This window comes from Bowdeniella nasicola (genome assembly GCF_900107735.1).
GTDB classification, from domain to species: Bacteria; Actinomycetota; Actinomycetes; order Actinomycetales; family Actinomycetaceae; genus Bowdeniella; species Bowdeniella massiliensis.
Window position 1 is genome coordinate 170,743 of record NZ_FNQV01000001.1, and the last position, 21,713, is coordinate 192,455.

Sequence of the window (21,713 nt, forward strand, 5' to 3'; positions counted from 1 at the left end):
GCCGCATTGCTCAAACGAAGGAGGACCGGCAGTTGCCTGCCGGTCCTCCGTGCGTTGCCCGTGTGGGCGGTGGCCGCTAGGAGCGGCCGAATGCGGCCGCGAAGAGCTTCTCGGCCTGCGACTGGTGGAGCTTCATCGTGCCCGCCGACGGCGAGGCGGCCGCCGGGCGGGAGATGACGCGCACCGGGCGATCGAGCTGCGGGGCCAGTTGCATCGCAACGTGGTACCACGGGCCCTGGTTCTCCGGCTCGTCCTGAACCCAGACGAGCTCTGCGCCCTCGTACTTAGCCAGTTCTGCCTTGAGCTCCTCGACCGGCAGCGGGTAGAGCTGCTCCATGCGAATGATCGCCGTCGAGGAATCGCCGCGCTTGTCGCGCTGGGCTGCCAGATCGTAGTAGACGCGGCCCGAGCACATGAGCACGCGGTCCACATTGCTCACCTCGCCGACCTCACCGATCACCGGCTGGAAGGACCCCGTCGTGAAATCCTCGACGGCGCTCGCGGCAGCCTTCAGGCGCAGCAGCTGCTTGGGGGAGAACACGATGAGGGGCTTGCGCGGGCGGTTGTAGGCCTGGCGGCGCAGCATGTGGAAGTGGTTTGCCGGCGTTGACGGCTGGACGACGATCATGTTGTCCTCAGCGCACAGCTGCAAGAAGCGCTCGATGCGGCCCGAGGAGTGGTCCGGTCCCTGGCCCTCGTAGCCGTGCGGCAGTAGCAGCACGACGGAGGAGCGCTGGCCCCACTTCTGTTCGGAAGAGGAGACAAACTCATCGACGACGATCTGCGCGCCGTTGACGAAGTCACCGAACTGCGCCTCCCAGAGCACGAGCGCATCGGGACGCTCAACGCTGTAGCCGTACTCGTAGGCCATGACGACGTACTCGGACAGCGAGGAGTCGTAGACCCAGAACTTGCCCTGGTCCTCCGTCAGGTACTGCAGTGGAGTCCACTCCGCGCCCGTGACGTAGTCATGGAAGGTGGCGTGGCGCTGGGTGAAGGTGCCGCGGCGCGAATCCTGGCCGGTGAGACGGACGGGCACGCCTTCGATGAGGAGCGAGCCGAAGGCGAGCAGCTCGCCCATGCCCCAGTCGATGCCGCCGTCCTTCGTCATCTTGTCGCGACGCTCCAGCAGCTTTTGCAGCTTGGGGTGAACGGTAAAGCCCTCCGGCGGACGCAGGTGCGCCTGGCCGATCCGCTCGACCATCGCCTGTGGAATCGCAGTTGACCAGCCGACCATCACGCCGGCATCTTCCTGCTGCGAGCTCGGCAGCTCCAGGCCAGCGACCGAATCCGAGTCCGGGCTCACGACGTCGCCGCCCTCACCCGAATCGAGCGTGCGGTGGCCCGAATCGTCCTTCGTCGAGGCGAAGGCCTCCTCCAGCTTGGCCTTGAAGTCCGCGAGCGCACTTTCGGCCTGCTCGCTGGAGATATCGCCACGACCAATGAGTGCCTCTTGGTAGAGCTGGCGCACGGAGGCCTTGTTCTCGATCAGCGAGTACATGACCGGCTGCGTCATCGAAGGATCATCGCCTTCGTTGTGCCCGCGGCGACGATAGCAGATGAGGTCGATAACGACGTCCTTGTTGAATTCCTGGCGGAAGTCGTAGGCGATCTTCGCGACGCGTGCGACGGCCTCGGGGTCATCGCCGTTGACGTGGAAGACCGGGATCTGCAGGCCCTTGACGATGTCCGTGCAGTACTGCGAGGAGCGCGAGGAGGCCGGCCCCGTCGTGAAGCCAATCTGGTTGTTGACGATGATGTGCATCGTGCCGCCGGTGCGGTAGCCGCGCAGCTGGGACAGGTTCAGCGTTTCCTGCACGACGCCCTGGCCCGCGAAGGCCGCGTCGCCGTGAATGAGGATCGGCAGCACGGAGTAGCCCTTGGTGCCAAGGTCGATCCGGTCCTGCTTGGCGCGCACAATGCCCTCGAGCACGCCGTTGACCGTCTCCAGGTGGGAGGGGTTGGCGGCGAGATACACATTGGTGTGCTCACCGGTGGGGGAGGTGAACGTGCCTTCCGTCCCGAGGTGGTACTTCACGTCGCCGCTGCCCTCAACGGTGCGCGGGTCCATGTTGCCTTCGAACTCGTCGAAGATCTGCCCATAGGACTTGCCCGCGATATTGGCGAGGACGTTGAGGCGGCCGCGGTGCGCCATTCCGATCGCGACGTCATCCAGGCCCTCGCGCGCCGCGGAGGTCAGGACGGTGTCGAGCATCGGGATGAGCGATTCGCCGCCCTCGAGGCTGAAGCGCTTTTGGCCGACGAACTTCGTTTGCAGGAACGTCTCGAAGGCCTCGGCCTCATTGAGCTTGTACAGGATCTGCAGCTGTTCCTCGTTGGAGGCCTTTTGGAAGGGGCGCTCCAGCCGCTCCTGGAACCAGGCGCGCTGGGCCGGATCCTGTAGGTGCATGTACTCGATTCCGACGTTGCGGCAGTAGGCATCGCGCAGCTGCTGCAAAATCTCGCGCAGCGTGAGTGCGTCGGTGCCGGCGAAGCCGCCCGTGGGGAACGTGCGATCCAGATCCCACAGCGTCAGGCCGTGGTTGGTGAAATCGAGATCGTGGAAGCGGCGCTGGCGGCTGGCTAGCGGATCGGTATCCGCCTGCAGGTGACCGCGCGAGCGGAAGGCGTGGATCATCTCCGCGATGCGCGCGGACTTGCTGAGCTCGCGCTTGGTATCAAATTCGACGTCGCGCTGCCAGCGCACGGGGGCGTAGGGCATGCGGAGCGCGCTAAAGACGCGATCGTAGAAGCCGTCCTGGCCGGTGAGCTTGGTTGCCATGACCTTGAGCAGCTCGCCCGAGGCCGCACCCTGGATGATGCGGTGGTCATAGGTGGAGGACAGCGCCAGGATCTTGGAGACACCCATGCGGGCGATCGTCTTGGCGGAGGCGCCCTGGTATTCGGCCGGGTAGTCCATCGCGCCGACGCCGATGATGGCGCCCTGGCCCTTCATCAGGCGCGCGACGGAGAACTGGGTGCCGATCGTGCCGGGGTTCGTCAGCGTGATCGTCGTGCCCATGAAGTCATCGACGGTGAGCTTGGAGTTGCGGGCCTTGCGAACAATATCGTCGTAGGCGGCCCAGAACTGGGCGAAGTCCATCTCATCGGCGGCCTTGATCGAGGGCACGAGGAGCTGGCGCGTGCCATCGGGCTTCGGCATGTCAATCGCGAGCCCCATGTTGACGTGCGCGGGGTGCTTAACCGCGGGCTTGCCGTCGATCTCGTCGTAGGCGGCGTTCAGATCCGGCACCTCGCCGAGCGCCTCGACGAGCGCGAAGCCGATGAGGTGGGTGAAGGAGACCTTGCCGCCACGGGTACGAGCGAGGTGGGAGTTGATGAGCAGCCGGTTTTCGATCAGCAGCTTGGCCGGCACCGACCGCACCGAGGTCGCCGTTGGCAACTCCAGGGACGTCTCCATGTTGGTGACGACGCGGGCGGCGGGGCCACGCAGCCGTTCGACCTGATCCTCGGCCTTGTCCTCCTCGCCTTCCTCGTCGGCGTCGACGAAATTGGCGTAGACGGAGGTGGCCGGCTGGGCCTTGACCGGGGGCAGCCCACGATCGTGGAAATCGGCCGCTTCATTGATCAGCGTGCGCGGATCGATGTGGGAGACGGAGTCCTGATCGCTGCCGCCGTCTGCTGGCTTCGGCGCGGGCTCCGGTTCGGGGGCGGGGGAGGGCTTGCCGCTCTTTTCATCGGCGGGGGCGCTCGTGCCGTCTCGCTTGGCGAAGAACTCACGCCAGGCAGGCTCAACGGATTGCGGATCGGCCTGGTACTTGTCGTACATCTCGTCGATCAGCCATTCATTGGCACCAAAGCTCGACGCAAGATCGTCGGGGTGTTCATCTCTGGACACTTGGGGTTTCGCCCTCTTTCACACAGTGTGGACAACGCCTTTCAACCATAGGCGAAAGAGTGGCGGCATGGGACGAAATACCCAGGGAAAGGAACGCGAATCACGTTCCTGATTTGCCGCGTCATCATCGGGTAAAAACCCCGTCAATCTAATCGCGGTGATATGTCAACTCCTGCTCCGAATTGCGTCAAGTTCCGGTATCGCTTGGACCGGCCGCGCACTGCACGTAAACTGAGCCCATCATGAGCTCCCGAAGTACCAGCCCCAGTCCGTTACGCTCCGCTACCGGGAGGCGATAAATGGACTGGGTGATGATCGCCTTTGGCGTCCTCCTCACGGCCGGAACCGCACTGTTTGTGTCCGCCGAATTCTCCCTCGTCGCGCTCGACCCCTCAACTGTGGAGCGGCGCGCTGCCGCCGGCGATAAGCGGGCGACGACAGTCGCCCAAGAACTCAAACACCTCTCGACGCACTTATCGGGAGCGCAGGTCGGCATTACGCTGACGACGATTCTGTTGGGTTACACGACCCAGGTGGCGCTCGCGAACCTTCTCAGCCCGATCGTCGGGCGCGTCATCGGTGGGGGAGCGGCTACCGGCATTGCGGTGGCGATCGCCTTTGTCTGCGTCAACGCGTTTTCGATGCTGTTTGGCGAGCTCATCCCGAAAAACGCCTCGCTCGCCGACCCGCTGCGCACCGCCGGATTCGTCGCCCCCTTGCAGGGCGTTTTCACCACGATCTTCCGCCCGGTCATTGTCCTGCTGAACAACTCGGCCAACGCGATCCTCGGCTGGTTCCACGTCGAGGCGAGCGAGGAGCTCTCCGGGGCGCGATCGGCCTCCGAGCTTGCCGCGCTCGTGCGTCACAGCGCCGAGGAGGGCACCCTCGATGTGGGGACCGCAAACTTGCTCACCCGCTCCATCGGCATCGGTGCGCTGCAAGCTATCGACGTCATGACCGACCGCGGCCGCGTCCACACACTGGATCGCTCCGACACCGCCGCCGACGTCGTCGCGCTCGCCCGCACGACCGGACATTCCCGCTTTCCCGTCGTCGATGGCTCCATGGACGACGTCCTAGGATTCGTCCACCTCCGGCGCGCCATCGCGGTGCCCTATGAGCGCCGCGGCGAAGTCCCGGTCGTCTCCTCCTCGCTCATGGTCGAGGCGCCCCGAGTGCCCGAAACCATGCCGCTCGCGCCGCTGTTGCTTGACCTGCGCGCCGAAGGCCTGCAAATGGCCGTCGTCGTCGATGAATACGGCGGCTCCTCCGGAATCGTGACGCTGGAAGACGTCGTGGAAGAGATCGTGGGCGACGTCGCCGACGAGCACGACCGGCGCCGCCAGGGCGCACGCTCGCTCAAGGGCGGGGTGTGGATGGTGCCTGGGGTGCTGCGGCCGGACGAACTCGCCGCACAAACCCACCTCACCGTGCCAGATGATGGGCCTTACGAAACGCTCGGCGGCCTCATCATGGATCGGCTCGCGCGCATCCCGGCCGTGGGCGACGAGGTAAGAGTGGGCGACGTGATCCTGGCCGTCGAACGCATGGACGGCCGCCGCGTCGATCGCATCCGCACGTGGAGCGTGAATCCGGAGCCCGACGTCGGCCCCGCCGGCATGCTCACGGAAGGCGGTGAGCGATGAGCGCCACGACCGCCCTCATCATTGGCCTCATCCTGCTGGCCCTCAACGCCTTTTTCGTCGGCGCCGAATTCGCCATCATGTCGGTGCGTCGCTCCCAGATGGAGCCGCTAGTTGAATCCGGCCGCGCCGGTGCCCGCACCGTCATGTGGGCGCTCGAACACGTCACCGACATGCTCGCCACCGCCCAACTCGGCATCACGATCTGCTCGACGGGTATTGGTGCCGTCGCCGAGCCAGCCGTCGCCAAGCTCGTCGAGGGTCCGCTCATGTCGATGGGGCTGCCCGCCCAGGCGAGCCACGTCGTCGGCTTCACGGTCGCCCTGACCATCGTGATCTACCTGCACGTCGTCGTCGGCGAAATGGTGCCCAAGAACCTGGCGATCGCCTCCCCGGAGACGGCCGCCCTGATCTTCGGGCCGCCACTCGTGTGGATCTCCAAGCCCATCCACCCGATCCTCGTCGCCCTCAACGGGATCGCCAACATCGTCCTGAAACTCTTCGGCGTCGAGCCAAAACGCGAAGTCGCGGCGGCCTTCACCGCCGAGGAAGTCGCCTCCATCGTCGAGCGCAGCCAGGCCGAGGGCGTCCTAGAAGATGATCTCGGTCTGCTCTCCGGCGCGATCGAGTTCTCGGAGGAAAACGCCGTCGACGTCATGGTCCCCACCGACGACCTCGTGACGATCACGCGCGGCGCGACCCCGGCCGACGTCGAAGCCGATGTCACCCGCACCGGCTTTTCCCGCTTCCCCGTCCTCGACGATTCGGGGGGCCTCATCGGCTACGTCCACGTCAAGGATGTGCTGTACGCCGAGGGTCACGAGCGTCACCGCCCGATTGCCAGTTGGCGCATCCGCGCGCTCGCCCGCGTGCGGCCCGGCGACCAGGTCGAAGAGGCCCTGCGCACCATGCAGGTCACCGGCGCGCACCTCGCGCGCGTCGACGATGAGGACGGCCAGAGCATCGGGGTCGTCTTCTTGGAAGACATTTTGGAAGAACTCGTTGGCGAAGTGCGCGACGTCATGCAGCGGGAGCCCCACAGGTATGCGGAAGACGGGTGAGTGTGTTCACAGGTGGAACCGGGGCGTAGACCTGCTCGCACATCTGCGTTACCGTTTTGTAACAGCGCCGCCACCTCGGTGTACTATCGAGATGGCTGCGGCCGACATATGCTGACTTACCCTCCTAAGGACGCTTCTTTTATGACCATCTGCGCGCACGACAACGGCACTCAGCCGTTGACCCGACGCCAGATCCGCGAACGCGAGCGCGCTACGCTCGCCAGGATCGCCGGCGCCGTCCCCAGTGACGAAGCGGCAACTGAAACGCTGCCAGCCCTGTCGCGACGCGACCTGCGGGCACAGACCCCAACCACCAAGACCCGCGGCCATCTCGCGCCGCGCCTGGCCATTGCCGCATCCCTTGGCGCGCTCACCATCGCCGCCCCGCTGACCGGAATGGTCGGCCCCTCGGCGGCGCCCCAGGCCCAAGCCCTGCCGGAAGTCACCCCCACCTCCGCGGCCATGGTGCCCGCGGCCTCGCACTTCACCGACGCCGTGACAACGAGCGAAGCTGAAGGCAAGCCCGCCCTGCCGGAATCGCTGCAAAACGATCCCGTCGCCGCCACGCGCGCGACGACCATCTCGGCCTCACGTACCCTGGACCGCACCATCGGTGCCTGCGAGCAGGCCATCGAAGGCGCCTCCGGATTGCGCGCCGCCCTGCAGGAAAAGCAGGAACTGACGGCCGTGATGCCGCTCGTTGACGGCGCCTACCGCCACACCTCCTCCTACGGCACACGCGTGCACCCGATCTTCGGCACGACCTCCAAACACGAGGGCACCGACATGGCCGCGCCCGTCGGCACCCCGATCCACTCCGTCGCCGACGGCGTCGTCAAGCACGCCGGCAACGGCATCGACGGCCGCTCCTCAATGCTCGTCATCATCGAGCACGAAATTAACGGCCAAAAGGTCCAAACGTGGTACGTCCACATGTTTAGAAACGGCGTCTTCGTGAGCGAAGGCCAAAAGGTCAAGGCCGGCGACGTCATCGGCGCGGTGGGCAACTACGGCAACTCGACGGGGCCGCACCTGCACTTTGAGGTCCACGTCGGTTCGGACATGCACACCGTTGACCCGTTGCCCTGGCTGAAAGAGGTAGGGGCAGTTTCGCCGGGCTCCTGCTAGCCTGCGTTACGTGGCCCATCCCTATCTCGACTCACCCCCGCTCATCTTCGCCCATCGCGGCGGCGGGGCAGAGGTACCCGAAAACTCCTGGAGCGCGCTCGCCCATACGCACGCGCTTGGCGTGCGCTACCTCGAGACCGATGCCCACATCACCGCCGACGGCGTCATCGTCCTGATCCACGACCCCACAGTTGATCGCACGCTCAGCGGTAGCGGACTCGTGACGACGATGACGTGGCAGGAACTCAGCACCCTGCGCGATACCGCCGGCGATCCGCCCGTCCGGCTCGACGAAGCGCTCGCCGCCTATCCGGACCTCCATTTCAATATCGACGCGAAATCCGACGCGGTCGCGGGGCCGCTCGCGCGCCTGGCCCGCTACCACAGCGAGCGCATGTGCCTCGCCTCGTTTTCCGATAAGCGCCTCGCCCTCATTCGCAGCATCAACCCGCACGCCGCCGTCTCCATCGGCCAGGAGGCGACCGCGCGCCTCGTCTCGCTCTCGCTCCTCTCGCTTCGGGCCGGCGCGGCCCGCGCGCGCCGCATCCCCGCCATCCGCGAGGCCATCGCTGCCCAGGTTCCCGCGCGGTTTCGCACCATCCCCGTCGTCACCCGCCGGTTTGTTGAGCTCTGCCACGCCATCGATTTGCAGGTCCACGTCTGGACGATCGACGAGGCCGCCGAGATGCGGCGCCTGTTCGCCCTCGGCGTCGACGGCATCGTCACCGACCGCCCCCGCGTCGCGCTCGACGTCGTCGCGGACCTGACATGACGAGCCCGCGCTTCGGGCTGCCGAAGTCGCCGCACGGAGCCTACGCGTGGCTGCTGCTGAGCGCCGTCGCCCTGCTCGCCCTGAATCTGCGCGCGGGCGCAACCTCCATTGGGCCGCTGCTCGCCGAAATCCAAGCCGGGCTCCACCTCTCGGACAGCGGCGCTGGCATCCTCACCGCACTACCAGGTTTCGTCTTCGCGGCCACGGGCCTGTTCGCGGTGGCGGTCTCGACGCGCTTCGGGCTGCACCGCGCCCTCGGCCTCATCATGAGCGCCGTGTTCATCGGCCTGGCCGCACGCCCATTCGTGCCGCTGCCGCTGTTCTTCGCCTTTACAATTCTCTGCCTCGCGGGCATGGCTATGGGCAACGTGCTCGCGCCCGTGTTCGTCAAGCTCCATTTCCCCAACCGCATCGGGGCGATGATGACGCTGTACACGACGTGCCTCGCGATCGGCGCGACGATCCCCACGGCCGTCAGCCAACCCCTCGCGAACCTGCTGCCCGGTGGCTGGCGCAGCGCCCTCGCCTTCTGGGCCATCTTCGCGCTGTGCGCGATGGCGGTGCTGCTTGCCGTGATTGTGCGACGCGACCCGCGCGGCGTGCGAATCAAAGCGCGCGGCAGCTCGCTCATCGGTGCCGTGGCGAGGTCGCCCAAGGCCCGCTGGATTAGCCTGTTCTTCGGCCTGCAGTCGATGAACGCCTACGTCCAATTCGGCTGGGCCGCGCAGATCTATCGCGACGCCGGGCTCGATCCCGTCACCGCCGGATGGATGCTCACGATCATCGCCGGGATGGGCATTCCCGGCGGACTCATTGCCCCCGTCCTGGCCACGCGCCTGACCGACCTGCGCCCCCTCGTACTCTCCCTATCCGCTCTCCTCGCCGTGGGCTACCTCGGGCTGTACTTCCTACCGACGAGCGCGCCCTGGCTGTGGGCCCTCGCCCTCGGCATCTCCGGGTTCTGTTTCCCCCTGACGATCACCCTCATTTCGATTCGCTCCCGACACGTCGACGTCACCGCGGGCCTATCGGCGTTCGCGCAATCAATCGGTTACCTAGCGGCGGGCTTTGGACCCCTCATCATCGGCGTCCTCGTCGATGTGACCGGAGGCTGGCAGGTGCCGCTCATCGTCCTGACCTGTGGGGCGGTCGGACTCGCAATCGCGGGGATCAATGCCTCTGCTCCCGGCGATGTCGACGATGACCTTGGCGCGATTGCCGCGCCGCGATAACTCACAGCCAGCGAGTTTTCTTCTGGCCGCCCTCCGTGGGTAAGATAGAGACCGCGCCGCAGCGCACCGGCCCCGATAGCTCAGCGGATAGAGCGTCTGCCTCCGGAGCAGAAGGTCGCAGGTTCGAGTCCTGTTCGGGGCGCTTTTTCATGTCCGCCGACACGTTGCACCATCGGCATCGAATCCGACAGCGACGACCCCAGCGAAGAAGTGCGCTCCGTCGACAAAGATCAATGAGTTGCCGGAACAAAATGCACAAATGTTCCGATGCCGCTGACTCGCTAGCGAATAGTTGCAATTCTGTTCCATGATGAGTATCACATCCCCGGCCTGGATTCCGCATGAACGCCAGGTTAACGGTGGGTGAACACTTAGTGTGGCGCGATGCACTGAATTGGGCCTTTTGTCACCTCTTTGGGGTTGCTTATGGTCGACGTACCTCACGAGGTTGAAGTAATTCCCCGCAGGTCCAAAAGGAGTGACTACGATGTCGATCCCCGGGTGGCTGAAAGCCCCACCACCAGCGCCGAGGTTGTCGGATGAAGAAGTCCGTCGAACCTATCCTCGATTGCGCACTCAAGTCTTTCTGGGCATTTTCATCGGATACGCGGGTTTCTACCTGATCCGCAACAACATTTCGCTTGTTGCCCCGCTCCTCATGGAAGAAACGGGGATTAACACCATTGGTATCGGTGTCATCTCTAACGCCGTGCTGTTCTCCTATGGGCTGTCGAAGTTCTTCTCCGCCATGATTTCCGACCGGGCGAATGCTCGGTACTTCTTGCCTATCGGACTTGCGCTCTCAGCGTTAGCCAACCTCGCAGTGGCATTCGTGCCATGGATCTCCGGCACCGTCGCCACCTTTGCCACGGTGATGTTCATCAATGGCTGGTTCCAGGGCATGGGATGGCCGCCTAGTGGCCGGTCGCTCGTGTACTGGTTCTCCACCAATGAGCGCGGAATGAAAACGTCAATTTGGAACACCGCGCACAATGTGGGCGGCGCCGGTGTCGCTGGACTCGCGGCATTGGGCCTGGCGTGGACGGGGGAGCAGTGGCAATCAGCGTTTTGGCTGCCTGCCGTTGTCGCTCTCGCGGTGGCCGCGCTTGCTTTCTTCCTGATGCGCGATACCCCGGAATCTGTCGGGCTGCCCCCGATCGAGGAGTACCGGGATGATCCGGCGAAGGTCGAATCTGGCGATGACCCGAACATGAGCGCCAAGGAGATGATCTTCAAGCACGTCCTGACCAGCCGCACGATCGTCATGCTCGCGGTGGCTAACGTGTTCGTCTACGCGCTGCGATACGGCGTCTTGAACTGGATCACGGTCTACCTTGCAGACAAACACAACGCCGAGATCGGATCCGGCTTCATTGGCTTTGCCGCCTTCGAGCTCGCTGGAATTGTTGGCACCATCCTGTGTGGCTGGATGTCAGACCGAGTCTTTGGTGGCTTCCGCTCGGGTGCCGGAATTGCATTCACTGTTGCCACGGCAATTGCCATTGCTGCCTACTGGCTCGTGCCTGTCGGTACTCCGATCTGGATTCTCATCCTGCTGGTGGCGATCATCGGTGGTCTGATCTACGGACCCGTGATGCTTATCGGTTTGCAGGCGATCGACTTGTCGCCCCATAACGTCGCGGGCACCGCAGCAGGGTTTACGGGGCTCTTTGGATACCTCTTGGGCGCCACGTTGGCCTCATCCGGTGTTGGCATCCTCGTGCACAACTTCGGTTGGAACCTCACCTTCATCGTCTTTATCGCCTTCTCCATCCTGACAGTCGTGCTGTTCGGGATCGTTGGACGCGACGAGAAGGAACTGATGGAGGCTCACTCCAAGCGCAGCACGAACCACGAGGCGTAACACGACGAGGTGCCCGGTACGAGGAGTACTGGGCACCTCCTCGTTTCCGAGTTACTCGATGCCGAGCGCGGTCAAAATAATGAGCGCGGCATTCAGCGCGACGATGAGGATCGCGATGACAGTGGATATCCATCGCAGTGCTCGTCCGTCGGCGAACCGTCCCATGATGGAGCGATCCCGGGTGTATTTCATCAGCGGGATGATCGCGAGGGGAATGCCGAAGGATAAGACGACCTGAGAAATCACGAGAGCCCACGTCGGTTCCGCGCCCAGCGCCAAAATGATCAGCGCAGGAAGCAGCGTGATGACCCGACGCGCAAGCAGCGGAATCTTCACGTGAAGCAGGCCCGCCATGATTTCTGCTCCGGCATAAGCGCCGACGGAGGTGGAGGCCAGACCGGAGGCAAGCAGCCCGACCGCAAACACGATTCCGATGGTTGGTCCAAGCGCGCTCGAGATCGCGGCGTGCGCGCCCTCGATCGTGTCCGTACCGTCAACCCCGGCGAGTGCGGAGGCAGCAAGCAGGAGCAGCCCAATATTGACCGCGCCCGCAATGATCAGCGCCCAGCTGACATCGATGCGGGAGGCGCGCAAGAGAACCTCTTTGTCGTGCTCGGACTCCGCGTGCCGGTCCTTTACGAGCGAGGAGTGCAGATAGATCGCGTGTGGCATGACGGTCGCGCCCAGCATGGATGCCGCGACCAGGAGGGAGCCGACACCGTCGAAGCGCGGCACCATTCCGCCGAGAACTCCGGCGGCGCTGGGCGGCGAAAAGACGAGCCCCGCGAGGAATCCCAAGGTCACGATCACAAGCAGCGCAATGACGACCAGTTCGAACGGGCGCTGGCCCTGGCGGTTTTGGATCGAAAGTAGCGCAATCGAAATGACGCCGACGATCACACCGCCCACCACGAGAGGAACGCCGAAAAGCAGATGCAGGGCGATCGCGCCGCCAATCACTTCGGCGAGATCGGTAGCCGCAGCAACAACTTCTGCCTGACCCCAAAACGCCAACCGGCTGCGGCGCTTTAAGCGGCGGCCGAGCAGATGGGGGAGCGACGAGTCGGTCACGATACCGAGCTTCGCGCTTTGGTACTGCACGATGACGGCCATCGCATTTGCCAGCACCAGCACCCACACCAGCAAATAGCCATAGCGAGCGCCGGCCGTGATGTTCGCTGCGACGTTGCCCGGATCGACATACGCCACGGCCGCGACGAAGGCGGGCCCCAGCAACGTAATCATCCGGGCACGGCTAAATCCCGTCACCGCACCGGGAGTGCCAAGCTCGCGGGGATCAGTCGCCTGAGGAGAAGATTTCGGTCGCACGAACACTAGTGTCTCGCTAACCCGTCGCTGCGCGAAATCGCGTGCCACACGCCACAGGAAGACCCGCGCGAAAAGGTGCGTAGAATTGACCCCGTGACTCCTGCAGAACTTTCCGAACTCATCCGTGAAACGCTCCTCGCCGCTATCGCCGATGGCGAGATCGGCCTGGCCGAGGCCGACGTGCCCGAGCATGTCAAGGTCGAGCGACCGCGCCAGCGCGAACACGGTGACTGGGCGACGAACATTGCGATGCAGCTGGCCAAGAAGGCCGGCACGAACCCGCGCGCCTTTGCGCAACTGCTGGCCGACCGCCTGACCAGCGCCGACGGTATTGACGCCGTCGAGGTCGCAGGCCCCGGCTTCATCAACATCCGCCTCGCTGCGGGCGCCGCCGGCGAGCTCGCCCGCGCCATCGTCGAAGCCGGCGAACAGTACGGCCGCTCCGATACCCTCGCGGGCCAGTGCATCAACCTGGAGTACATTTCCGCCAACCCAACGGGCCCGCTGCACATCGGCCACACCCGCTGGGCGGCCGTCGGTGACGCCCTGGTTCGCGTGCTGCGCGCCGCGGGCGCCGAGGTCTCCCCGGAGTACTACATCAACGACGCCGGCAGCCAGATGAACACCTTCGGCGCCTCCGTGCTGGCCCGCGCCAAGGGTGAAGAGATTCCCGAGGGCGGCTACCCCGGCGAATACATCGACGAGCTCGCCGCCAAGGCCCTCGCCGAACGCCCCGATCTCGTCGACCTGCCCGAAAGCGAAGGCATCGCCCTCGCGCGCGACCTCGGTTACAAGCACCAGCTGCAGCAGATCAAGGATACGCTCGCGGACTTCAACGTCACCTTCGATGTCTGGTTCTCCGAAAACGACAACCTGCATAAGACCGGCGCCATCGACTCCGCCATCGACCGACTGCGCGAACAGGGCCACGTCTACGAGCATGACGGCGCGGTCTGGCTGCGCACCACCGATTTCGGCGACGACAAGGACCGCGTCCTGGTCAAGGCCGACGGGTCCAAGACCTACTTCTCGGCCGACTGCGCCTACTACCTGTCCAAGCGCGATCGCGGCTTCCCAGAAAAGATCTACCTCTTCGGCGCCGACCACCACGGCTACGTGGGGCGCATGAAGGCCGTTGCCGCCTGCGCCGGCGACGACATGGACAAGAACATCGAGATCCTCATCGGCCAGTTCATCAACATCTCCGGTGGCCGCATGGGCAAGCGCCTCGGCAACGTCATCAACCTGCACGATCTCATCGAGTGGATCGGCACCGATGCGCTGCGCTACACCCTCGCGCGTTACCCCACCGATACGACGCTGGACCTGAAGGCCGAGGACCTGCAGCAGCAAAACAACGACAACCCCGTCTATTACGTCCAGTACGCGCACGCGCGCACGCGTAATGTCGCGCGCAACGCGGCCGAGCACGGAGTGCGTCGTGAGGACGCCTTTGATGCCTCGCTGCTAACCGACGAGTCCGAAGCCGAACTGCTCGGCATGCTCGCGGAATACCCGCGCGTCGTGACGCTTTCGGCCGAAAACCGCGAAGCGCACCGCATCGCGCGCTACCTTGAGCAGCTCGCCGCGGCCTATCACACCTGGTACGGGCGCTGCCGCGTCACCCCGCGTGGTGACGAGCAGGTCGATGACACGCACCGCACGCGGTTGTGGCTCAACGACGCCGTCACCCAGGTCTTGCGGAACGGACTCGACATCCTCGGTGTGAGCGCGCCCGACAGAATGTAGGCATGAACGCCTGCCCCGAACCGCACGAGCGGCCCGACCTTTGGCCCACGACGACCCGCCGCGGCGCGGACGGCGTCTTGCAGATCGGGGCAGTGCCGCTGTCCTGGGATCGCCTCGGCATCGAGCCGGGCCCCGTCGTCATCGCTGATTCCGCCGCCATCGCGGGGCGGGCCGCCGTCTGGCAGATGGCGATGGACGAAGCCTTCTGGGACGGCTACGGCATGAACGGCGCGCGCGTGTACTACGCCGGCAAGGCGTTGTTGTGCGCCGCGCTCGTCAAGGAGCTCACGGCGATCGGCCTCGGGATCGATACCGCCTCACTCGGCGAACTCACCCTCGCGCTGCGCGCCGGCGCGAACCCCGCCGGCGTGGGATTGCACGGCAACGCTAAGACGGATGCCGAACTCGAGCTCGCCGTCAGCGCCGGCATCGGCCGCATCATCATCGACTCGCTGCCGGAAATCGACCGCATCGCCGCCATCGCACGCGCCCACAACACGAGCGCACCACTCATGGTGCGCGTGACGACGGGCGTGCACGCCGGCGGCCACGACTTCATCGCCACCGCGCACGAGGACCAGAAGTTCGGCCTCTCGCTGGCCACCGGCGTCGCCCGCGCGGCCGCGGAGAAAATCGCCGCCACGCCGGGCGTCCACCTCATCGGCCTGCACTCGCACATCGGCTCCCAAATCATGGACCTCGCCGGCTTCGAAGTCGCCGCGCGCGCTCTGCTCACCCTGCGGCGTGACCTCATCGCGGCGGGTATCAGCGTCGACGAGGTCGATTTGGGCGGCGGCTACGGGGTCGCCTACACCGGCGTCGATGCGCCCGGCCCCAGCCAAAAACTCGTCGCCGACACGTTGGCCGCCGTCGTGCGCACCGCGTGCGCCGAGTTGGATACGCCCGTGCCCGTCGTCTCCATCGAGCCAGGCCGCTCCATCATCGCGCCCACCTGCGTCAGCCTGTACCCCGTCATCGCCACCAAAGACGTAACAACGGAAAGCGGCCAGATTCGGCGCTACATCGCCGTCGACGGGGGCATGTCCGACAATATTCGCCCGGTGCTCTACAACGCCTCCTACAGCGCGACTCTTGCCAACCGGCTGCCGGGCGGCGCAACGGTAAGCTCGCGCATCGTCGGAAAACACTGCGAGTCGGGCGACATCCTCATCCCCGACGCCGAGTTGCCCAGCGATATCACACCCGGCGATATCATCGCCATCCCCGTCACCGGCGCCTACGGCCGCGCGATGGCCTCGAACTACAACATGGCGCTGCGCCCGGGCGTCCTTGCCCTGGCCGACGGCGCCGCGAGCTGGTGGCTGCGCCCCGAAACGCTTGCGGACCTCTTCGCCCTCGATACCCAGCTGAGCGAGACGTGAGACGCGGGCCCCGCTAGGCAGCGAGATTCGTTAACCTGCCTGCCATGGCCCACGTTGACCTCAATATCGCCCTCCTTGGCTGCGGCACCGTCGGAAGCGAAGTCGTGCGACTCCTTGCCGAACAAAGCGACGACTTTGCCGAACGCTGCGGCGCCCGCCTGAACCTCATCGGCATCGCCGTGCGCGACGTGAGCGCGCCGCGCCCCGATCATGTGCCGCGAGAGCTGCTCACTGACGACGCCGAATCGCTGATCGAGCGGGCCGACCTCGTCATCGAGCTCATCGGCGGCCTGGAGCCCGCCCGCACCCTCATCCTTCGCGCCCTAAATTCTGGCGCCTCCGTCGTCACCGGAAATAAGGCGCTGCTCGCTACCCACGGTCCCGAGCTGCACGAGGCGACCGCCCGCGCCGACGTCGATCTGTACTACGAGGCCGCCGTCGCCGGCGCCATCCCCGTCGTCTACGCGCTGCGCGAGTCCCTCGCCGGCGATCAGGTCACCGCGATCTCGGGCATCGTGAACGGGACGACGAATTACATCCTCGACGAGATGACGACGAAGGCGCTGAGCTATGAGGCGGCACTCGCCGACGCCCAGAAATTGGGCTTCGCGGAGGCCGATCCGAGCGCCGACGTCGACGGTTTGGATGCCGCCGCCAAGATCGCGATCATGGCCTCCATCGCCTTCCACTCGCGCGTCGGGATCGACGACGTCGATACGCGCGGCATCCGCGAGATCACCGCCGAGCAGATCGCCGCCGCCACGCGCGAGGGTTATGTGATTAAGCTGCTGGCCACGGCGCGGCGCGCCCCTAATGGCATTACCGTTCAGGTCGCCCCTACGCTCGTGGCGCGCACCCACCCATTGGCCTCGGTGAGCGGCGCCTACAACGCCGTCGTCACCGAGTCCGAGGCCGCCGGCCGGCTCATGTTCTACGGGCAGGGCGCGGGCGGCGCCCCCACCGCCTCCGCCGTGCTCTCCGACGTGGTAGCCGCCGCCGCCAAGCGCGTCTACGGCGGCCACGCCCCGCGCGAACTGCCCTACGCGTCGCTGCCGGTGCTGCCCGCGGCAAGCGCCCGCGGCGTCTTCACGATCGACCTGACCGTCACCGACCAACCGGGCGTCCTCGCCTCCATTGCCGAGCCGTTCGCGCGCCACGGCGTGTCGATCGGCCAGGTCCGCCAGGACGCGGACGGGCCGCGTGCCCGCGTCTCGATCATGACGCACACCGCGCCGCGCGGCGCCCTGGAAGCAATCGCCGACGAATTAGCCGATAACCCGCACGTCATCGCCGTCGGCGCCCTCATGCCGGTGGAAGGATAGGACCATGGCACACCCCTGGCGCGGCATCATCGCCGAATACGCTTCCCGCCTCCCGTTCGATCCGTCGCAGCCGGCCATCACGCTCGGCGAGGGCGGCACCCCGCTATTGGCGGCGCCCGCCCTAAGTGAACTCACCGGAGCCGACATCTACGTCAAGGTTGAGGGCGCCAACCCCACGGGCAGCTTTAAAGACCGCGGCATGACGACGGCGATCTCGCGCGTCGTCGCCGAGGGCGCGCAAGCGGTGGTCTGCGCCTCGACGGGGAACACGTCCGCCTCGGCCGCGGCCTACGCGGTGCGCGCGGGCCTGCGCTGCATCGTCGCGCTGCCCGCCGGCAAGATCGCCGCAGGCAAGCTCGCCCAGGCGATCGTCCACGGCGCCGAACTGCTTCAAGTAGACGGAAATTTCGACGATTGTTTGCGCCTCGTGCGCGAGCTCGCGGACGCCTACCCGATCGCCCTCGTCAACTCGGTGAACCCCTACCGCCTGCAGGGCCAAAAAACCGCGGCCTTCGAAATCGTCGACGCGCTCGGCCGCGCCCCCGATATCCACGCCCTGCCCGTCGGCAACGCGGGCAATATCAGCGCCTACTGGATGGGCTTCAACGAGTACGCCGGGCGCACCACCGCCACGAGTTTTGCCGACGAATCCGCCCGCCAGGGCGCCGTCGTTGATACAGTGCCGGCCATGTGGGGCTTTCAGGCCGACGGCGCCGCGCCCTTCGTCAAGGGCGAGCCAATTGAGGCGCCCGAGACGATCGCTACCGCGATCCGCATCGGCAACCCGGCCTCCTGGGACTACGCGTGCGCCGCGCGTGATGACTCCGGCGGCCTCATCGAGGCTGTCACCGACGCCGAAATTCTGGACGCCCAAGCGCTCCTTGCGCGCGAGGTCGGCGTTTTCGTCGAGCCCGCCTCGGCTGCCTCGGTCGCAGGTGTTATCAAGAAGGCGCGCGAAGGCAAGGTCCCGCGCGGCGCCCTCATCACCTGCACCGTCACCGGCAACGGCCTGAAGGACACCGCTACCGCCTTGGGGGACGCCGAATTGGAGACGACGACGGTGCCCGCACACCTCGCCACCGCCGCGGCCGCACTCGGATTCTAGGACGCACGATGCACCTGAAGTACGACGACGTGGAAGTGTCCGTGCCGGCAACGAGCGCGAACCTCGGGCCGGGCTTTGACTGCCTCGGACTCGCCCTGCAACTGCGCGACACGATCCGCGCCCGCGCCACCACCGGCCCGACGAAGGTCCGCGTGACGGGCGAGGGCGCTGGCGCCATCCCGACGGGGGAGGACCACCTCGTCGTGCGCGCCATCAGGATCGGCCTCGACTTCGCGGGCGCGCCCCAGGTAGGCCTGGAGCTGACCTGCCGGAACTCGATCCCGCACGGCCGCGGCCTCGGCTCCTCAGCCGCCGCCGTCGTCGCGGGCCTGATGATCGCCCGCCACATGGTAGATAACGACGACGCGCTCGGGCTCGACTCGGTCCTGCACCTCGCCAGCGAAATGGAGGGCCACCCCGATAACGCCGCACCGGCGATCCACGGCGGCGCGCGCCTCGCCTGGATGGAGGGCGGCGCGGCGCAATCGGTCGAGCTACCCCTCAGCGAGCAGATTCGCCCTACCGTCATCGTTCCCAGTTTCGAGCTCTCGACCTCCCGTGCCCGCCACCTGCTGCCCGCCTCCGTCCCCTTCGACGACGCGGCCTATACGGTGGCCCGCGCGGCGATGCTCGTCGCGGCCCTGACCAACCCCAGCCTGCTCCTATCCGCCACCGAGGACCGGCTGCACCAGCCTTACCGCCGCGAAGTCTTAGCCGCCTCGATGGACGTCGTCGATCAACTGCGCGCCCGCGGCCTGCCCGCCGTGATCTCCGGCGCCGGCCCCACCGTGCTCGTCCTATCGGAACTCGATCACGTCACGACGGCGGCCCTGCGAGCGCAGCGCTGGCGAGTGTGGTCCACTCCCGTCGATACCCGCGGCGCGATCGCCACGACCGCGTAGCTGTGGCGCGCAGCACTCCTTATCTGTGAGCGAAACGCTATGTGCGCAATTGCGCGCCTTAGTGTTAGGCTGGATGCGTCGCTCGCAGGGATATCCTGCACGGCATTCCCGCGTCTTTCATATCAAAGTCGATTCTGCTTTGATCCAGACGCATCTATGGGGTGAATTCGCCCCGAGGTAGCACCTCATTTCACGAATCCCGGTTATCTTCGTGTCCGGCCGGGGGAAGGAACCACGTGACCGAAAATCCCAACGCAACGGCATCAGAGGCTGCGTCAGCGAAGCCGCGTCCGCTATCGGCCATGCGTCTGTCGGAATTGCAAGATGTCGCCCAGAAGATGGGCATTGATACGGCCAAGAAGCGTCGCAGCGATCTCATTACCGAGATCCGCGCGGCCAAGTCCTCCGGCGGCAAGCGCCAGGACGAGCCCAAGCGCGAGAACGAGCCCAAGCGTGAGGACGAGCCCAAGCGTGAGGACGAGCCCAAGCGCGAGAACAAGCGCCAGGACGAGCCCAAGCGCGAGGACGACGTGCAGATCTCGCTGGAAGCGCTCGAAGAGGCGGCCGCGCGTAAGCGCGAAGGCCGCGCCCAGCACTCCCGTGAGGAGGAGCGCGAGGACAGCGGCGATCGCCGCCAGCGCTCGGGCCGCGACAACCGCCATAACCGCGATGACTCGGGCGATCGCTCCAGCCGCAATCGCCGCCGCCGCGATCGCGGCCGCGATCGTGGCGATAACCGCAACGATCGCAACAACAACAAGCGTCGCAATCGCGACGAGCCGGAGATCCGCGAGGACGACGTGCTGATTCCCGTCGCGGGCATCCTGGACGTCCTTGAGAACTACGCCTTCGTGCGCACCACCGGCTACCTGCCCGGCGAGAACGATGTGTATGTCACCCTCGGCCAGGTCAAGAAGTACGGCCTGCGCCGCGGCGACGCCGTCACCGGAAAAATCCGCGAGCCGCGCGAGGATGATCGTCGCTCCCAGCGCCAGAAGTACAACCCGCTGCTCACCGTTGATACGGTGAACGGCCGCCCGGTCGAACACGCCAAGGATCGCCCGGACTTCGGCAAGCTCACGCCGCTCTACCCCAAGGAAATGCTGCGCCTGGAGACCACCCCCAAGGCGATCACCCCGCGCATCATCGACCTTGTCGCGCCCATCGGCAAGGGCCAGCGCGGCCTCATCGTCGCGCCACCCAAGGCCGGCAAAACGATCGTGATGCAGCAGATCGCTAACTCGATCGCGCACAACAACCCTGAGGTCCACCTCATGGTGGTGCTCGTCGACGAGCGGCCCGAAGAGGTCACAGATATGCAGCGCATGGTCAAGGGCGAGGTCATTGCCTCGACGTTTGACCGCCCCGCCTCCGACCACACCATCGTCGCCGAACTCGCCATCGAGCGCGCCAAGCGCCTCGTGGAACTCGGCAAGGACGTCGTGGTGCTGCTCGATTCACTCACCCGACTCTCGCGCGCCTACAACCTGGCGGCGCCCGCCTCGGGCCGGATCCTGTCCGGCGGTGTGGACGCCTCCGCGCTGTACCCGCCGAAGAAGTTCTTTGGCGCCGCCCGCAACATCGAAGACGGCGGCTCGCTCACCATTCTCGCCTCCGCGCTGGTAGAAACCGGCTCGAAGATGGACGAGGTCATTTTCGAAGAGTTCAAGGGCACCGGCAACTCCGAACTGCGCCTGTCGCGCCACCTGGCCGACAAGCGCATGTTCCCTGCCGTCGATGTCAACGCCTCGGGCACCCGACGCGAAGAACTCCTCGTGCAGGCCGAGGCCCTCAAGGTCATGTGGCGCCTGCGTCGCCTCATCGCGGGACTGGAAAAGGAGCAGGCACTCGAGCTCATGCTCAACAAGCTGCGTGACACCCAGTCCAACGCCGAGTTCCTCATGTCGATTTTGAAGACGACGCCGGCCGGTCGCGACGAAGGTAGCGACTCACACGTCGTCTGACATCTCACACGCCAAACCCCCGCTGCGGGCTAGACCCAGCGGGGGCGGCGTGGAAAGATATCTCTTTGGTTCCGGTTCACCCCGCAAGGGGACCCGGCGTCCTCGAATTCCTTAAGGAGACACCATGAAGCAGGGTATCCACCCCGAATACACCGAAACCGCCGTGACCTGCACGTGCGGCAACGAGTTCACCACCCGATCCACTAGCGGCGGCGATCTGCGCGTCGATGTGTGCTCGGCCTGCCACCCGTTCTACACGGGCAAGCAGAAGATCCTCGACACCGGCGGCCGCGTCGCCCGCTTCGAGAAGCGCTACGGCAAGCGCAAGTAGCTACACTTCCCAGAGGGGACCTGCCCACGCGGCGGGTCCCCTCTGGTCGTATGAACCGCCCTCTACCTAG

Annotated in this window: 15 protein-coding genes and 1 tRNA gene; 14 read left to right on the top strand and 2 right to left on the bottom strand. The window is 65.8% G+C overall.

The window, feature by feature from the left end; genetic code table 11:
* Nucleotides 1-76: 76 nt before the first annotated feature.
* On the bottom strand, nt 77-3,859 hold the full coding sequence (locus BLU67_RS00825) for a multifunctional oxoglutarate decarboxylase/oxoglutarate dehydrogenase thiamine pyrophosphate-binding subunit/dihydrolipoyllysine-residue succinyltransferase subunit (protein ID WP_092561031.1): 3,783 nt from the start codon (nt 3,857-3,859) through the stop codon (nt 77-79).
* Between the two features lie 299 nt (nt 3,860-4,158).
* On the opposite strand from BLU67_RS00825, the gene BLU67_RS00830 reads away from it, so the two are divergent.
* From BLU67_RS00830 to BLU67_RS00860, 7 genes are all read left to right on the top strand, one after another.
* On the top strand, nt 4,159-5,505 hold the full coding sequence (locus BLU67_RS00830; protein ID WP_092561033.1) for a hemolysin family protein: 1,347 nt from the start codon (nt 4,159-4,161) through the stop codon (nt 5,503-5,505).
* Nucleotides 5,502-6,563, top strand: a complete 1,062-nt coding sequence (locus BLU67_RS00835; protein WP_092561035.1) for a hemolysin family protein — start codon at nt 5,502-5,504, stop codon at nt 6,561-6,563. The genes BLU67_RS00830 and BLU67_RS00835 overlap by 4 nt, the downstream gene beginning before the upstream one ends.
* A gap of 141 nt (nt 6,564-6,704) precedes the next feature.
* Nucleotides 6,705-7,691 carry a M23 family metallopeptidase gene (locus tag BLU67_RS00840; protein ID WP_143027294.1) on the top strand — a complete coding sequence of 329 codons (987 nt, stop codon included), beginning with the start codon at nt 6,705-6,707 and terminating at the stop codon, nt 7,689-7,691.
* A gap of 10 nt (nt 7,692-7,701) precedes the next feature.
* On the top strand, nt 7,702-8,463 hold the full coding sequence (locus BLU67_RS00845; RefSeq protein ID WP_092561039.1) for a glycerophosphodiester phosphodiesterase family protein: 762 nt from the start codon (nt 7,702-7,704) through the stop codon (nt 8,461-8,463).
* Nucleotides 8,460-9,695 carry a CynX/NimT family MFS transporter gene (locus tag BLU67_RS00850; RefSeq protein ID WP_092561041.1) on the top strand — a complete coding sequence of 412 codons (1,236 nt, stop codon included), beginning with the start codon at nt 8,460-8,462 and terminating at the stop codon, nt 9,693-9,695. The genes BLU67_RS00845 and BLU67_RS00850 overlap by 4 nt, the downstream gene beginning before the upstream one ends.
* Nucleotides 9,696-9,764: 69 nt before the next feature.
* A tRNA-Arg gene (locus BLU67_RS00855) sits at nt 9,765-9,837 on the top strand.
* Nucleotides 9,838-10,263: 426 nt separating this feature from the next.
* The gene (locus tag BLU67_RS00860; protein ID WP_410002411.1) at nt 10,264-11,559 is read left to right on the top strand and encodes an MFS transporter; all 1,296 of its coding nucleotides are present in this window, start codon (nt 10,264-10,266) and stop codon (nt 11,557-11,559) included.
* A 51-nt stretch (nt 11,560-11,610) separates the two neighbouring features.
* Here the strand turns inward: BLU67_RS00860 and BLU67_RS00865 are convergent, their stop codons facing one another.
* Nucleotides 11,611-12,804 carry an Nramp family divalent metal transporter gene (locus BLU67_RS00865; protein WP_222842309.1) on the bottom strand — a complete coding sequence of 398 codons (1,194 nt, stop codon included), beginning with the start codon at nt 12,802-12,804 and terminating at the stop codon, nt 11,611-11,613.
* A gap of 177 nt (nt 12,805-12,981) precedes the next feature.
* Between BLU67_RS00865 and argS the strand changes: the two genes are divergently transcribed.
* The 7 genes from argS (at nt 12,982) to rpmE (ending at nt 21,643) form a co-directional block, all read left to right on the top strand.
* Nucleotides 12,982-14,637 carry an arginine--tRNA ligase gene (gene argS, locus BLU67_RS00870; RefSeq protein WP_092561045.1) on the top strand — a complete coding sequence of 552 codons (1,656 nt, stop codon included), beginning with the start codon at nt 12,982-12,984 and terminating at the stop codon, nt 14,635-14,637.
* A gap of 2 nt (nt 14,638-14,639) precedes the next feature.
* Complete coding sequence (gene lysA / locus BLU67_RS00875; RefSeq protein ID WP_092561047.1) at nt 14,640-16,019, top strand: diaminopimelate decarboxylase; 1,380 nt, start codon at nt 14,640-14,642, stop codon at nt 16,017-16,019.
* Nucleotides 16,020-16,063: 44 nt separating this feature from the next.
* On the top strand, nt 16,064-17,341 hold the full coding sequence (locus BLU67_RS00880; RefSeq protein ID WP_092561050.1) for a homoserine dehydrogenase: 1,278 nt from the start codon (nt 16,064-16,066) through the stop codon (nt 17,339-17,341).
* Nucleotides 17,342-17,345: 4 nt separating this feature from the next.
* Nucleotides 17,346-18,446 carry a threonine synthase gene (gene thrC / locus BLU67_RS00885; RefSeq protein ID WP_092561052.1) on the top strand — a complete coding sequence of 367 codons (1,101 nt, stop codon included), beginning with the start codon at nt 17,346-17,348 and terminating at the stop codon, nt 18,444-18,446.
* 8 nt (nt 18,447-18,454) lie between these two features.
* Nucleotides 18,455-19,348 carry a homoserine kinase gene (thrB, locus tag BLU67_RS00890; protein ID WP_092561054.1) on the top strand — a complete coding sequence of 298 codons (894 nt, stop codon included), beginning with the start codon at nt 18,455-18,457 and terminating at the stop codon, nt 19,346-19,348.
* A 302-nt stretch (nt 19,349-19,650) separates the two neighbouring features.
* The gene (rho, locus tag BLU67_RS00895; RefSeq protein ID WP_092561191.1) at nt 19,651-21,312 is read left to right on the top strand and encodes a transcription termination factor Rho; all 1,662 of its coding nucleotides are present in this window, start codon (nt 19,651-19,653) and stop codon (nt 21,310-21,312) included.
* Nucleotides 21,313-21,436: 124 nt separating this feature from the next.
* A complete protein-coding gene (rpmE, locus tag BLU67_RS00900) occupies nt 21,437-21,643 on the top strand; it encodes a 50S ribosomal protein L31 (RefSeq protein ID WP_092561055.1) in 207 nt (68 codons plus the stop codon).
* Nucleotides 21,644-21,713 lie beyond the last annotated feature (70 nt).

Coding starts and splice junctions, on each gene's coding strand:
- BLU67_RS00830 (WP_092561033.1), top strand. CDS start 4,159: ATGGACTGGGTGATGATCGCCTTTGGCGTCCTCCTCACGGCCGGAACC.
- BLU67_RS00835 (WP_092561035.1), top strand. CDS start 5,502: ATGAGCGCCACGACCGCCCTCATCATTGGCCTCATCCTGCTGGCCCTC.
- BLU67_RS00840 (WP_143027294.1), top strand. CDS start 6,705: ATGACCATCTGCGCGCACGACAACGGCACTCAGCCGTTGACCCGACGC.
- BLU67_RS00850 (WP_092561041.1), top strand. CDS start 8,460: ATGACGAGCCCGCGCTTCGGGCTGCCGAAGTCGCCGCACGGAGCCTAC.
- BLU67_RS00865 (WP_222842309.1), bottom strand. CDS start 12,804: ATGATTACGTTGCTGGGGCCCGCCTTCGTCGCGGCCGTGGCGTATGTC.
- lysA (WP_092561047.1), top strand. CDS start 14,640: ATGAACGCCTGCCCCGAACCGCACGAGCGGCCCGACCTTTGGCCCACG.
- BLU67_RS00880 (WP_092561050.1), top strand. CDS start 16,064: ATGGCCCACGTTGACCTCAATATCGCCCTCCTTGGCTGCGGCACCGTC.
- thrC (WP_092561052.1), top strand. CDS start 17,346: ATGGCACACCCCTGGCGCGGCATCATCGCCGAATACGCTTCCCGCCTC.
- thrB (WP_092561054.1), top strand. CDS start 18,455: ATGCACCTGAAGTACGACGACGTGGAAGTGTCCGTGCCGGCAACGAGC.
- rho (WP_092561191.1), top strand. CDS start 19,651: ATGCGTCTGTCGGAATTGCAAGATGTCGCCCAGAAGATGGGCATTGAT.
- rpmE (WP_092561055.1), top strand. CDS start 21,437: ATGAAGCAGGGTATCCACCCCGAATACACCGAAACCGCCGTGACCTGC.